Raw genomic sequence first — 13,734 nt, forward strand, 5'->3', positions numbered from 1 at the left:
TATCTATCTATCTATCTATCTATCTATCTATCTATCTATCTATCTATCTATCTATCTATCTACTCATTTATTTATTTATTTATTTATTTGGAAAAGGCGTTAGCTATCTAATTAGTTAGTTAGTTAATTAGTTGGTTGGTTGAAGGAATGGTTGGTAGTGGTTGGGGAGTTATTTTTTGGGTTGCCATTCGTCTTCGGCGTAGATTTGGAAGTATTCGTCTTTGCGGTAGTCAAATATTTCGTCATTATTGAAAAATCTTTTTGTTTCTTCTTTTGCTGTCTTTTTGGAATCTGACGCGTGGACAAGTGTTGCTTGGTGGCTCATGGAAAGGTCGCCGCGAATGGTACCAATGTCCGCTTCTCTGCCAACTGTGGACCCGGAAATTGAACGCACCACGTCCACAGCTTCTACGCCTTCCCAGAGCATGGCAATTATTGGGCTGGAACTCATATATTTTTTTAACGATTCAAAAAACGGTTTATTTTTATGGTGTTTGTAATGTTTATCAAGAAGATTAGAGTCAGCACGGAGCATTTTAATACCCACTAATTTTAAACCTTTTTGCTCAAAACGGCTGATGATATTGCCCACTAAACCCCTTTGAATCCCGTCGGGTTTGATTAAGATAACTGTTCTTTCCAGTTCCATAGTGAGCCTTATTTTAGAATGCAGTTTTAGTTTTCGCAAGTGTTGCAGCTTGCAGTAGAGGCGTCACCGGTTAGTTTGTTTAGAACAACTTGGTGAATTGTTTCGAATGAATCCCCACGTGGTTTTAAAACATACGCACCCCCGTAGTAATCTCGTGGGGGCTCATAAAGATAGTTGTTGGTATCTAGTACTATTTGTTCAGTTTTATAATTTTTCCAACCTTTTACAATTGGTAAAAGTTCTGCTATCTCCCCTACTCCCAAATTGGTTTGCATATGTCCGCTGAAAAGATTATAAAGCGCTTCGGCACTTAGTTTTACTAAGTCTGAGTTAGTAAAAGCTTGAGGAACGTTAATTAGTAGATTTTGCTGTCTGCGGATGCGTTGAAAGTCGTTCCCCTCTCCATTGGTTCCTTTGCGAGAACGACAATAAACTAAAGCTTTCTCTGCACTAAAATTTTGGGTTCCGGTTTCAAAACTTACGGGATAGGGAGCATTTGGGCGGTCAGGAGGATACTTTGGATCTATAAAGCTTCTTTCCACATTTGTGTTAATACTACCCAACTGATTTACTGACCAAACAAACCCGTCAAATCCCATGCTTACAAAGTAATCTGGTTCTATACCTATTACCTTCCCTATCCGGTGTTTAAATTTATCAAAGCCTTCGTTAGCGTAGTGTGCGTTAATTTTAGTGCCACTTAGCCAGAGGTCTCGGGGGATTGAAGTAAGAACAACCCGTTTCTCATTTTTTAATATGGAAACTACCATAATTGCGTCTGTTCGGTAATATTGCTGTTTGGGAGTTCTTTGATCTGTACCTAGAAGAAGAATGTGGTAATCTCCAGGAGGGTTTGATTGGATTTTAAGATTAGGTTCTTCTCTGTTCGTGAGTGGTGAAAAAAGTTTGGGAGGCTCTTTTTGGTTTGTGTTTTGTTTTGGAGATGCTTGTATTGTTTTAAGGTAAAAATATACAGCACAATTAAAAAGGAATAGACTAATTACACCCAGAGCAGCAATAACAATTTTTTTAGTTTTGGGTTGCATGCAATTATTCTATCAGGTTGAAAACTTGTGTAAAGGGCGCTAATCAGAAGGTATTGTGGAGCGGGTAGCGGGAATTGAACCCGCATCGCCACCTTGGAAGGGTGGAGTAATAGCCGTTATACGATACCCGCAAAGAACTGCTTATAATTATAACAAATTTGGTATTCAAACCACAACTAATTATGGAAACATTTGGAATTATGGTTTAGGAATTAAGAAAGGCAGAGTAAGCTTGGTGGGCGGAGTAGATATCTGCTTTGGAGGCAATTTCAAATGGAGCGTGCATATTAAGAAGTGGCACTCCAATGTCAATTATGTCTAAGTTGTATTCTGCAACAAAAACTGCAATTGTTCCACCGCCTCCAATATCAACCTTACCCATCATTGCGGGCTGCCACATTACCTCTGCTTGGTCAAAAAGAGCGCGAATCTTTGCTGTGTACTCCGCGGTTGCTTCGCTAGTACCACGTTTTCCTTTCTTCCCAGTGTAGCGTTGGAGAGCAACACCGTAACCAAGCTTTGCGGCATTTTTCTCATCGTGAACTTCTTTGTAGGAGGGGTTTATACCTGCTGTAACATCAGCAGAAATTGCTTCTGAATTCCTCAGCGCTTTTCGAATTTGGTAATCAAATTTTCCATTTTCACGCTCAGGGTCTAAATCCAGAAGTCTCCCAATAAGGTCATAAAGAAATAAAGAGGTGGCACCAGTATTGGATCTACTGCCAGTTTCCTCCTTGTCATAAAAGACAACTAGCAAAGTGTGCTCTGGGATATTATTTTGATCTAAGAGTGCTGTTAAAGCAGGGTAAGCACACACTCTGTCATCGTGACCATAAGCGGAGATTAAAGAGCGATCGAAACCTAGGTCCCTCGCCGAGCCAACGGGGACAGCTTCTAGCTCGGCTGAAATTAGATCTTCTTCTTTAATATCGTATTTTTGATTTAGAATATTTAAAATATTGAGTTTTACCTTTTCTTTTGCTTCATCACTGTCGAGAAAAGGATTGTTACCAACTACCAAATTCATTTTTTCAGCTTCAATAGCTTCTTTAAGCTTTTTATCCAACTGCTTGTCAGCTAAATGAGGGAGGAGATCTGAGACCATAAAAACAGGGTCATTTGGCTCATCTCCAAGTCGTAGCTCAGCCCAAGTTCCATCTTTTTTAACAATCACACCATAAAGAGCTAAGGGAAGAGCTGGCCATTGATATTTTTTTATTCCCCCGTAATAGTGAGTTGCAAAAAGAGCTAAACCGTTATCTTCGTAAAGTGGGCGAAGTTTAAAATCAAGGCGTGGAGAATCAACATGTGCCATTACTAAGCGCATTCCCTCCGTGATTGGTTTTTTTCCACGGTGAACGAGAACCAATGTTTTTCCGCGGTTAGAGGCAAATATTTTTTCTCCTGGTGATAGTTTTCTGCCACTACGTTCAAAATCTTTAAAATCCGAATAGCCGTGACGAAGGCCTAGCTCCTTCCCTGCCTTCACAGCTAGCCGTTCAGTTTTAGCTGCGGAAACAAACTCTTTATAATCCTCGGCAAAATTAAAACATTTCTTTTTTGTTTTTGAATCCCAAACTTCCCAGCAACATTTTGGTTTGTAGCTAAGTTGCTTTTCTAGAGTGGACTCATTATTATTTTGCATAGTTTAAACTATACCATAACAGGTCCTCTTTGTCACAGTACATAATTGAAAAATTGCTCTTGAAAAGGTAAAATAGGGGTGTAAGTAAATTCAAGCACTATTTTGCCAAAGCGCTTATACCTTAGGGATACTTAAACCTGTACTCAATTTAGTACAAAGGAGCACAAACTTTAACAGTCCTGACTTATCGGGACTAATTTGACGGATCAAATTCTCGAAAGAATTTTTGAAGTCTCATTGAGCCGTGGTGCTGGAACCGTGAACCACATTGGGTACATGGCGAGTTTCTTACAGCAGCTTTGTTAACAAGGTAATTTAATATATAACTGTTTTGCCGAGGTGCTGGAATAGGGAGACAGGGCAGACTTAAAATCTGCTGGAGCTAAAACCTCCGTGGGGGTTCGATCCCCCCCCTCGGCACCACTTCGCTCTAAAAAGGGCTAAGTGTAAACTCACATTGTGGATTACTACGTTTACAAATTAGAGTGTCAAAATAGCTATCTTTACACGGGTTTTACTGGTAATTTGAAAAAGAGAGTAAAAAGAACATAAGGAAGAGCGAGGAAGTCTGGTTACTAAAAATAAAAGACCAATTAAATTAATGTATCAGGAAAAGTTCAAAACTAAGAAGGAAGCTGCAACTAGGGAACGGGAAATCAAAGGTTGGCGAAGAGAAAAGAAATCGATACACAACAGAAATTAATCGAGCTGAGCTTACGTCGAGCGAAGCGAGACGGGGTGTAGCGTAGCGGCTATCGCGCCACGTTTGGGACGTGGAGATCAGGAGTTCGAGTCTCCTCACCCCGACCATGGTTCGACAAGCTCACCATGAAATGGTAAGGTTGATGAACCAACGTGGTAGGGACGAGAAGCTTGCCCTGAGCTTGCCGAAGGGAGTACTGCCGCCTCGACTAGGGAGTTGAAGATTGTTCCCAGAGCTCGGTACCACTTTGATCATGGTTTCACAAGCTTACTGTAAAGGTGGGGTTGGGACTAATAAGATTTTATGCCGCCTTAGCTCAGTTGGCTAGAGCAAACGCTTCGTAAGCGTTAGGTTCTCGGTTCGAATCCGAGAGGCGGCTCCACCATAAGATCTTAATTAGTCTGCGAATTTAAATCTTATGAGTGCCCTGAGCTTGTCGAAGGGATTTTGTCCCTCGACAGTGCTCGGGACTAATTCAGCTATCCAAATTCGAAGACGAATTTGGAGTTTCATTTAGCTGGTGTAGCTCAACTGGATAGAGTAGGGGTTTTCCCCAGTAACATCTTGATTTTCGCTTTGCGAAATTCTTAGATGTACGGGGTCCCAACGATCTAGATTTCGGTCTTGAATTAAACAGTGTAGTATAATTTTTACAAGGTAATATGCCCCCGTAGCTCAATTGGATTAGAGCTGGGGTGTTCTAAGCCCAGGGTTAGAGGTTCGAGTCCTCTCGGGGGCACCATCCCGGCATCAAAAGTTGCTGAAGGAAACTTCCGTTGAGGGGACCCTGATGAGAACCACAACAGTTCGGTATATTGGGGTGCCATGCTGGAAACGAACAGTGGTGGGTTTTGGATAGTAGCGCCCAAGGAAAATTTATCTATGTTTATTATCAATTTTAAAAATTATCCGGGTGCTTTTGGAAAAGAGGCTGTTGATTTGGCAAAGGAAATCAGAGACGCAAGCAACGAGATTTCTAATCTTGAGGTATTTTTAGCAGTTCCTCTAGTTGATATCTATCGCGTTCATTCCCAGGTAGATATTCCTGTTTTTTCTCAACATGTAGATCCCTTTTTACCAGGACAAACTACGGGTTTTTCAATTCCCCTTGCAGTAAGGAAAGCAGGTGCTGTAGGTACCTTGGTAAATCATTCTGAAAACCCAATGGATTTAGATATGATTAGGGAAGCGGTTCGGCTTTGTGATGAAGTGGAATTAACGAGTGTGGTTTGTGCGGACTCGCCTGCTGTGATTGATCAGATACGCGATTTTAAACCAGATTATATAGCATTTGAACCTCCTGAACTTATTGGTGGGGATGTTTCAGTGGTAGAGGCAGACGAGTTTGTTGTTGCTAGTGCTGTAAGCGCAGCTGGTTCAATCCCCCTATTAGTAGGTGCTGGAATTGGTTCGGCTGCAGATGTTTCCCGTGGTTTGGAACTAGGTGCGGAAGGTTTCTTGGTAGCGTCTGCTATTGTGAAGGCGGAAGATCCGGCTAAGGCTTTTTTAGAGCTTATACAGGGGTACTAGTCTTAACCTTAGTTTTGACTGTTGTACATTTTTAAAATCCTATCCCACCTTTCCGCTGGTCTGAATATTCCCTCTAGGTCTAAATTTCCTTCAGTTGCCTTTATATGGTAGGTATAGCCGGGGTAGTAGGCAAATATTGCCGGCATTTTCTCTATAAAAATTTGCTGAAAGTTTTGGTAGTGTTCTTTTCTCTTTTCTGGGTCATGTGTTGTTCTTCCCATCTCTAAAGCTTTGTCAGCACGCATATTTGAAAAGCCGGTGAGATTGTTTCCAGTTTCTAACTGAGTAGAGTGCCAGAGATTATATTGGTCTGGATCTCGACTCACTTCTTGACCAATTAGTACTACATCAAAGTCTTTACGGGGAAGGATGTCTTCTTTTAGATTCTTATTAGTTGCTGGAATTAGATTTACAGTTAAACCAGTTTTTTCCCAATCGCTTTTGATTACTTGAACAATTTTTTTATTTTTTTCGGTTTGTGAATAAGTAATGGTTATGCTGTGATCATATTGTTTTTCTGTATTTGGTCTGAATTTTGGTTCTTCAATTTCTTCTTTAACCCACGAATTTTGTAGCGGTGCATAGGCAGGTCTACCATTGGTATTTTCAGCTTCTTTAATTATTTTTTCCCTGTCTACTAATGTGGCTAAAGTTCGTCGGAAATCCGCGTTTTTTAGAAATTCTTTCCCTTGAAGATTAAAAAGTAATACGTAATGGCGTCCTTCTAGGGTTGCTTTTACAGTTTTATAACATTTTGGTGAATCTTGTTCGGAACTAAATCCGTCTAGTTCTCCCAATTCTGCTGCTGTGTGTAAACCCTCCTCAGTTTGGAAAAATTTTATGATTATTTTTTCTGGTCCACTTCGTTCTTTCTTGTGTTTTTTTAGTGTTATACTCTCAATTTTTTGCGTTCCCCTTTTTACATTTTGAATCCGGTAAGTCCCAGCACTAACCGGTATTAGAGGGTCATTTTTCCCTTCAAGATGTTTTGGTACTATCCCTATAGATAATATGCGGAGGAGTGGGGCAAATGGGGTATCTAGTTTTACCACTATTGTGTGCTTGTCTTTTTCTTCAATTTCTAAATTTTTAAGCTGCTCAAAATTTTTTGCAGTATAAACAACATCTTCGGCTAAAACAGGATGGTTGTCGTGAAAACGGGCTTCGGGATCAAGGTGAAAGATGTATGTTTTTTTGTCGTCTGATATTTCCCAGCTTTTTGCTATACCAGTAGTAATACTTCCATCACTTTTTATTCGTGTAAGACCTTCAAAGACCAGTGATGAAATATCGTTATCTACGTGGTTATTTCCAGTTTGTTGGGGTGCTATATTTTGTGGTTGACCTACAACACCCTCAATGTAGACACGCTGTCCACTTATAGTAAGAAATAAACTTGTTGCAAACGATATCAAAGCTTTTAGCAAGTTCATAATGGGATTACCTAATGTTAGCTATTATAGAAAGTATTAGAAACAAAGCTCCAAAGAAGGCGGTAGCGTAAACAATTGTCTTTTCAAGTCCACGCTTAGTGCGATAGCTTTCACCTCCCCAAAGACTACCAGATAAGCCTTCTTGCGATTGCATGAGAATTAGTGTGATTAATATTATGGCTACTATTCCTTGGATTATTTTAAAAATCATGTTGATAAATTTAGGTGTTTAAGAGCCAGACGAGAAACCTGTAAATAAAGGAAAAAAGAAAGGTAGCTATTACCAGGGTTGCGAAGCGTGATAGTTCTGTGGGAGCAATGCTAACGTTGCCCCAGCTAAATCCGGGAAAATAGGTAGTGCTGAGAGAAAAGCCGGAGACAATTCGTACTACTAAGTAAAATGTAAAAATATTTGCAAACCAAGAGAAAAAGCCCAAGGTTAAGAGATTTAGTGGCAAAGTTATAAGTTTTATTAATGGACGGACAAGTAGGTTTGCTAAGATTAAGGCAATAGTGGCTAAAATAAGTGTTTCTATATCTTTGATGGTGACTCCTGAATAGTATCTTTGCAATAACCATAGGGTTGCACCTGTTACTAGAATAGTCTTAAGAATACGTTTCATTCTGGATAAGAATTTAGCACAGGTTGAGTTTGGGCGCAAATAAGATTAGGTTTCAAATAAATATATTTTGAACTTTTATGCTAAGATATTTTGGAAATGAATATTGCTAAACGTATATTTTGTGCCTATTTCTTATTTTTCGGACTATTTTTTTGTAGTTCTACTACCTTACTTGCTGCTGGAAATTTTAACACTTCTTATAAAGTTTTGTATCAAATTTCCGAAACGGGCGATACATCTGTAACACAGAAAGTTTCCATAACAAATTTGACTGATGATTTTTATGCATCTGAACACAAGTTGCAAGTAGGTTCACAAAATGTTTTTGACGTTTGGGCAAAGGATCTGAGTGGCAACCTTAACCCGCAAGTTCTGCGTGACGAGGAAGCGACTGTTATTCAAGTGCCATTTGGCGCTCCGGTTGCGGGACGGGGAGAAACATACCAATTTGAATTAGGTTATAAAACTGATTTGTGTAAGAGGAAGGGAAGTATTTGGCGAATAGATATTCCGGGAGTGGTTCAAACAGAAAGTATCTCAGCTTACAGCTTGAGTTTAAATGTTCCACGAGAATTGGGGCACGTGGCTTACATAGCTCCCAATCCCCGGTACCAAACTACCGATAATAACTACTTTCGTTTTGATTTTGAAAAGGACCAGCTGGCTGGTGGTATTCGGGCAGGTTTTGGTGAATTCCAGGTTTATAGTTTGAATTTGAAATTTTATTTGGAAAACCCATTGAAACAAAAGGCTTACTTAGATATGCCTTTGCCTCCAGATATACTAGATCAGCAAAAAGTCATCTATCAAAAGCTATCACCCGCGCCGAAAAAGATATATGTTGATGAAGATGGAAATTATTTGGCTCGGTATCTTTTCGAGCCAAGTCAGCAACAAGTAGTTGATTTTAAGGGTTTGGTTTTTGTCTATCCAGCTGGATGCAAGGATATTTTTTCATCTAATTTAGGCGTGGAAGATATTCCAGCTGAGTTGGAAGAAGAATATACAAAAGAAGAAAAGTATTGGGAAGTTAATAATGCTGAGATAAAGGATCGTGCTGAAAAACTTACGGACGAGGACGCAAGTGTGGTTCAAAATTTGAAATCAATTTACGAGTACGTAGTGGCGCATCTGTTTTATAGTCAAGATCGCCTGTCTGATAATTTTGTGCGGTTGGGAGCGCAAGCTGCGTTAACGCAGCGTGAAAATGCCCTTTGCACAGAATACGCGGATCTTTTTATTGCTTTGTCTCGTGCAGCAGGTATTCCAGCGAGATTGGTTGAGGGCTATGCCTATTCCGAAAGCAAGGAAGAGACTCCGCGAGTTAAGGATGCTTTGCATGCTTGGATAGAGGTATTTATCCCAACTACAGAGGGAGGTCGCTGGGTTCAGATCGACCCTACCTGGGGATCGACTACAGGGGGAGCAGATTATTTTTATCAATTAGATTTGGCGCATGTTGCTTTTGTGCGTAAGGGATTAAGTTCTACTGAGCCATTCCTTCTTGCTGATTATGAAAAAAGTGCTGGAGATTGGTTGGAAGTACATTTTGGAGAAGTGCAAGAGATTGGCAGACCAGATATTGAAACAGAGCTTGAGATTAAACAAAAGGGTTTAGCAGGGTTTACGCGTTCCGGGATTCTAACTGTAAGGAATGGGGGTCAGATAACTGCTTTTGATGTAATAGCCCAATTTGAATTGGATCAAAGCGATGTGGAGGTTTATCAAGTTCCAGAGGGAGCTCAATTTACTGGAAATGTTGTGGAGTTGGGAAGTATTCCACCTTGGTCTGGGAAAAAAATACATTTTAAAATTAAGTCGGCACCTTTTGACCTGGTTGAGGATAAGTTGAATATTACCACTACTTGGAAAGATTTTTTTCAAGGTAATGAAAGGAGTTCAGAGGAAAGCAATGTTTGCTTCTTGCCCTTCTGGGAATATTTGTTATCGTGGTATGTACTTATATTTGTTGCCGTGGTTTTCGTCTTTATAGCTGCGGGTTTTTTATTAGTTAAAATTGACTTTTCTAGGTTTGCTTGACCGATGGGTATTCTTTATTTAGTTTCAACTCCAATTGGAAATTTAGAAGATATTACTTTGCGCGCAACAAAGGTGCTTTTTAATTCTGATTTAATTCTTTGCGAGGATACGCGACGTACTGGGAGACTTTTAAAATGGTTGAAGAGCAATCAAAAGCTGGAATCTTTAGTTGATGAAAATCGTCCTAATCTTCTTTCTTATACTGATTTTAATCGGGAGGAACGTATGGATGAGGTTTTAGCTCGGTTGGCTCGTGGACAGAAAGTATCTTTAGTATCCAACGCTGGTACTCCCCTACTCTCTGATCCCGGATACAAACTAGTTAAAAAAGTTATAGAAATTTCGGAGGATTTTGAGGTTAGAGTAGAAGCTGTTCCAGGGGCTAATGCTATTTTGCCTGCATTGCAGCTTTCCGGTTTACCCCCAGATAGGTTTATCTTTTTGGGTTTTTTGCCAAAAAGTTCTGGAAAGAAGGAAAACCTGTTTGATCTTGCAAAGAAACTTAGTCCAGAGGTTAAGACTGTAATTTGTTATGAGTCTATTCACCGGTTGTTAAAAACTCTTAAGTTTCTTGAAGACAATTTTGGTGATATTAGGATAGCTGTTTGTCGCGAGCTTACAAAAATGCACGAAGAGGTTGTTCGTGGTTCTATTGATGAGGTTCAGGAATATTTCCAACACAGTAATTTGAAAGGTGAAGTAACTTTAGTTATTCGTGTTTAGAATTTTGAGTGGCTGCGTCTTTTATCTTTTTTGCAATAGCTAACTCTTCATTAGTGGGAATTACCAAAGTTTCAAAAGTACCCAAAACTTCTTTCAATCCGTGAGTGATCATGTTACAAACAAGTTGGGAACCTTCAGCTACTGCACCAGTTAGGATTAAAGCATCTACCCCGCTTAGGGCTACAGCATAGGCACCAATATATTTTTTTATTTTGTAAGCATACATTTGAAGTGCTAACCCAGCTCTTTTTTTCCGTTCCGGTTCCTCTTCTTTTTCTTTGCTTTGGCTTACTTTAAGAATATCACGCATATCGTTTGTAAATCCGGAAACTCCTTTTAAGCCAGATTGTTTGTTAAGTATTGCTTTTACTTCCCTCCGGGGTATACCAGTTTCTTCCAAAAATAAAGGTATGATAGGGTCTATATTGCCCGAGCGTGTAGCCATAATTAAACCGCTGGTAGGAGTAAAGCCCATGGAGGTGTCAATTGGCTTTCCATCTTCAATTGCAGTGATAGATGCGCCTGCTCCCAAGTGTACCGTAATTAGCTTTAGGTTTTCTAACTTCTGTCCAATTTTTCTGGCACCTTGTTGGGCAACATATTCATGTGAAATTCCGTGGAAACCGTAACGGTATATTTTGTGTTTTTCCGCCAGTTCCATTGGTAGTGAATAATAACGGGCATAGTCGGGCATTTGTGTAAAGAAACTGGTATCAAAAACAGCAAGCTGAGGAGTTTGGGGAAGCTTGTCTTGGCATACTTTTATTACTTTTAATGCTTGCGGGTTGTGCAGTGGCGCAAGACTATTTAATTCTTTTAGCTTTTCAATACTATTGTTGTCAATTTTTGTAGGTTGATTGAAGTAAACTCCTCCGTGAACAACTCGATGGCCTATTTTGGACAATGTGTAATTGTTGCTTATAAGGTGCTGAATAATTTTCTGTATTTGTTTTTCCAGTTTTTGAAAATTTGGATATTCCTGATCTTCCCCCTCAACTTCTTCTAGTTGTTTGTTATACAAGCACCAGCGAAGTGATGCGCTTCCAATGTTAAATACAAGAATCATTGAGGATTTTAAAAATTCTAAATTTTAAATTATAAATAATAAATAATAAATAACAAGCTTTACGTTTCTGTAAACTTGGAAAAAGCCTCCATTTCTTTTTAGGTTTGCTTAATCAGTTTACCCTTGCCAGTGTTTTCAATTCCAGCCGCATTTGCTTCGTCAGTATCAATATGCATAGTAAGTCTGTAATTGGCTTTAACTCTTATAAGCACATTCTCAAAAACAACACTTCGGGGATGGTTATCAATATCCACATTGACCATTTCGCCGTCTTTTACATTAGCTTCTAAAGCATCATTGGGGCTCATATGGATGTGGCGCCAAGGAATTATAACACCCTTTTCTAGTGTTAATTCTCCTTCTGGTCCAATTAAGGTAGCACCTGGCGTCCCATCCAAAGCTAATTCATGGGTATCTCTAATTGGCGGGTTTAAACCAAGATTGTAGGCATCAGTGCGCGCTATTTCTATTTGGGTGTAATTTCGCAATGGTCCTAAGATGCGAACTCTATGGATTTTACATTTGGCAGTTTTGAGAGTAACTGTTTCTTCAGCTGCAAAAGTTTTTGGTTGCGATAAATTGTTGCGGACTGTTAATTTTGCATCCTTGCCGAAGAGGATTTGAAAATGCTCTGCAGTTAGGTGTGCGTGTCGAGCTGATGTTTCAATGGGAATAATCATAGCCATATTAAAGCATATAAAGGAAGTAATATACAATTAGTAGAGCAAATTTTAACTGGCAAAAGGACAAGATCATATTTTTTTTGAGTTTGGCTTTAGGTTTAGATTAGGGTTCTTCCTGTCATTATACCTGGTTTCTGTATACCCATAAGCTTGAGAACTGTCGGCGCTACGTCAGCCAAGATGCCACTTGGTAATTGGCGCGGTTGAAGGTCTCCTGGCGGTGCTACGACAATAAAGGGAACTCTATTATCTGAATGCGATGTTGAAACCCTTCCAATAACGGGATCTAGCATCTCTTCAGCATTTCCGTGGTCCGAAGTGACAATACAAACACCCCCCCGTGACCTAATTGTATTTACTATTTCCTTTAACACCTGATCTGTGGCTTCAATCCCTTCTATTGCAGCGGAAATTATTCCAGTATGTCCCAGCATATCGGGGTTTGCCAGGTTTACTAATAAAAATCCGTAACCATGACTTTTTTCCGAAAATTTATCCTTTATAGTTTTAGCAATTTTTAGTGCCGACATTTCTGGTTGCTTATCATAGGTGGAAACTGATGGTGACGGAATTACAATTCTTTCTTCTTTTGGGAAGGCATCTTCAATGCCACCATTGAAATAATAAGTGACATAAGCATATTTTTCACTTTCTGCAATGTGAAGTTGGGGAATTCCTTTGTTAGCTATGACTTGGCTTAAGCTATTTTTAATATTATGGGGAACAAATGCGGAGTCGGAAACAGGTATTCCTTTTTCACATTCTACTAAATTAACAAAGTAAATATTGTTCAAAAAAACAGTACGGTCAAAATATTTAAATTCAGGTAAGACAAAAGCTTTGCTTATTTGTCGAGCTCGGTCCGCTCTGAAATTGAAAAAAATGACGGAGTCTCCGTTCTTTATTGTATTATGACCATTCCTAAGTACGGTAGGAGATATAAATTCATCAGATTCCCCCCGTTCGTATGCGGATTCTATGGCGGCTTTGGCACTCTCTGCTTTTTTCCCCTCTCCTAAAGTAAGTGCTCGATAGGCTTGCTTTGTTCTTTCCCAGCGTCGGTCTCTATCCATTGCGTAGTAGCGACCCATAACTGTTGCTATTTCACCGATTTCGTTTTTTTTCATTTCCTCCTTTAGCCTTTCCAAGTATTTTATTGCTGACTTAGGTGGGCTATCCCGTCCGTCTGAGAAAAAGTGAATTTTTACTTTATTTTTTTCAAGTCCGTGTTGCTTACACAGCTTAAGAAGTGCAAAAAGATGTTCCATACTTGCATGGACCATCCCACTACTAGTAAGTCCTATTAGGTGAACTCTTTTGTCATTATTTTCTGCTCTTCTACAAGCTTCAACTAGGACCTTGTTTTTGAAGAAAGAACCATTTTTTATTGAGTGATTTATTTTGGAAACGTCTTGTGTAACTACCCTTCCTGCTCCAATATTCAAATGCCCAACTTCAGAAGTTCCAACTTCTCCCTTAGGTAATCCTACAGCCTCTCCCGAAGCCTTTAACTGTGTATGGGGGAAAGCTGCCCACAATTGATCAAAAAATGGAGTGTCTGCTTTTGCAATTGCATTTCCCGGTCCGGGTGGG

General features: G+C 39.6%; 10 protein-coding genes and 5 tRNA genes. 7 read left to right on the plus strand and 8 right to left on the minus strand.

From position 1 onward, the window contains the following. Positions 1–169 precede the first annotated feature (169 nt). From ndk to U9M98_03135, 4 genes are all read right to left on the minus strand, one after another. Complete coding sequence (ndk, locus tag U9M98_03120; GenBank protein ID MEA2020681.1) at positions 170–643, minus strand: nucleoside-diphosphate kinase; 474 nt, start codon at positions 641–643, stop codon at positions 170–172. Positions 644–675: 32 nt separating this feature from the next. Further along, positions 676–1,695: an LCP family protein gene (locus tag U9M98_03125; GenBank protein ID MEA2020682.1), complete on the minus strand. Its 1,020-nt coding sequence runs from the start codon at positions 1,693–1,695 to the stop codon at positions 676–678. A gap of 56 nt (positions 1,696–1,751) precedes the next feature. Further along, a tRNA-Gly gene (locus tag U9M98_03130) sits at positions 1,752–1,826 on the minus strand. 74 nt (positions 1,827–1,900) lie between these two features. Further along, entirely contained in the window at positions 1,901–3,340 is a 1,440-nt protein-coding gene (locus U9M98_03135; GenBank protein MEA2020683.1) for an aminopeptidase, read from the minus strand. Between the two features lie 333 nt (positions 3,341–3,673). Here U9M98_03135 and U9M98_03140 point away from each other — a divergent pair. The 5 genes from U9M98_03140 (at position 3,674) to U9M98_03160 (ending at position 5,573) form a co-directional block, all read left to right on the plus strand. After that, positions 3,674–3,763: transfer RNA gene (locus U9M98_03140), tRNA-Leu, on the plus strand. A gap of 311 nt (positions 3,764–4,074) precedes the next feature. Further along, positions 4,075–4,150, plus strand: a tRNA-Pro gene (locus U9M98_03145). Between the two features lie 198 nt (positions 4,151–4,348). Further along, positions 4,349–4,425: transfer RNA gene (locus tag U9M98_03150), tRNA-Thr, on the plus strand. 282 nt (positions 4,426–4,707) lie between these two features. Next, positions 4,708–4,785 (plus strand) — tRNA-Arg (locus tag U9M98_03155). Positions 4,786–4,868: 83 nt separating this feature from the next. Then, positions 4,869–5,573 (plus strand): triose-phosphate isomerase, encoded by a 705-nt coding sequence (locus U9M98_03160; protein ID MEA2020684.1) that lies wholly within the window; start codon positions 4,869–4,871, stop codon positions 5,571–5,573. Between the two features lie 8 nt (positions 5,574–5,581). Here U9M98_03160 and U9M98_03165 read toward each other — a convergent pair whose 3' ends face one another. Then, complete coding sequence (locus U9M98_03165) at positions 5,582–7,006, minus strand: ABC transporter substrate-binding protein (GenBank protein MEA2020685.1); 1,425 nt, start codon at positions 7,004–7,006, stop codon at positions 5,582–5,584. Between the two features lie 719 nt (positions 7,007–7,725). Between U9M98_03165 and U9M98_03170 the strand changes: the two genes are divergently transcribed. Beyond that, positions 7,726–9,669 carry a transglutaminase domain-containing protein gene (locus tag U9M98_03170; GenBank protein ID MEA2020686.1) on the plus strand — a complete coding sequence of 648 codons (1,944 nt, stop codon included), beginning with the start codon at positions 7,726–7,728 and terminating at the stop codon, positions 9,667–9,669. A 3-nt stretch (positions 9,670–9,672) separates the two neighbouring features. Continuing rightward, entirely contained in the window at positions 9,673–10,392 is a 720-nt protein-coding gene (gene rsmI / locus U9M98_03175; GenBank protein ID MEA2020687.1) for a 16S rRNA (cytidine(1402)-2'-O)-methyltransferase, read from the plus strand. On the opposite strand, the gene U9M98_03180 is transcribed toward rsmI, so the two are convergent. From U9M98_03180 to gpmI, 3 genes are all read right to left on the minus strand, one after another. Beyond that, the gene (locus tag U9M98_03180; protein MEA2020688.1) at positions 10,379–11,458 is read right to left on the minus strand and encodes an acetate/propionate family kinase; all 1,080 of its coding nucleotides are present in this window, start codon (positions 11,456–11,458) and stop codon (positions 10,379–10,381) included. The two genes, rsmI and U9M98_03180, sit on opposite strands and share 14 nt — an antisense overlap. A 98-nt stretch (positions 11,459–11,556) precedes the next feature. After that, positions 11,557–12,144, minus strand: a complete 588-nt coding sequence (pduL, locus tag U9M98_03185) for a phosphate propanoyltransferase (protein ID MEA2020689.1) — start codon at positions 12,142–12,144, stop codon at positions 11,557–11,559. Between the two features lie 95 nt (positions 12,145–12,239). Further along, the coding region (gene gpmI, locus U9M98_03190; GenBank protein MEA2020690.1) for a 2,3-bisphosphoglycerate-independent phosphoglycerate mutase at positions 12,240–13,734 on the minus strand (1,495 nt) is incomplete at its 5' end.

Source organism: Patescibacteria group bacterium (assembly GCA_034659915.1).
Classification (GTDB): Bacteria; Patescibacteriota; WWE3; order JAUXAW01; family JAYEID01; genus JAYEID01.